Source organism: Paraburkholderia sp. SIMBA_054 (assembly GCF_046534875.1).
In the GTDB taxonomy this organism is placed as follows: domain Bacteria; phylum Pseudomonadota; class Gammaproteobacteria; order Burkholderiales; family Burkholderiaceae; genus Paraburkholderia; species Paraburkholderia hospita.
Genome location: NZ_JAWRXV010000918.1, coordinates 1 through 266, shown reverse-complemented (window position 1 = coordinate 266; position 266 = coordinate 1). Strand labels below are relative to the sequence as shown.

1 pseudogene is annotated in these 266 nt (G+C 61.3%); it reads left to right on the top strand.

Annotation, left to right across the window (positions count from 1 at the left end):
- Positions 1-15 precede the first annotated feature (15 nt).
- Positions 16-266, top strand: a pseudogene (locus SB822_RS57810) (type IV secretion system protein VirB4); the annotation flags it as partial.

Sequence of the window (266 nt, the reverse complement as noted above, 5' to 3'; positions counted from 1 at the left end):
CAATCAGGATCTTCCATGCTGAAAAAGCGACTCGCCGTGCGTTCCATACAGGAAGTAGCGCCCTGGGCAACGATGGTCACACCAGAGCTTATCCTCGACAAGGACGGCTCGCTGCTCTCCGTCTTCGAGTTTGGCGGTGTCGACGCGGACACGCCGAACGTCGGCGATATCTCGGCCGCGCGCGACAACCTCGACCACGCGTGCAAGAATTTTGACCACCGCATCACGGCGTGGTGGAGGCTGTCGCATCGGCGGGTCCAAGGCAG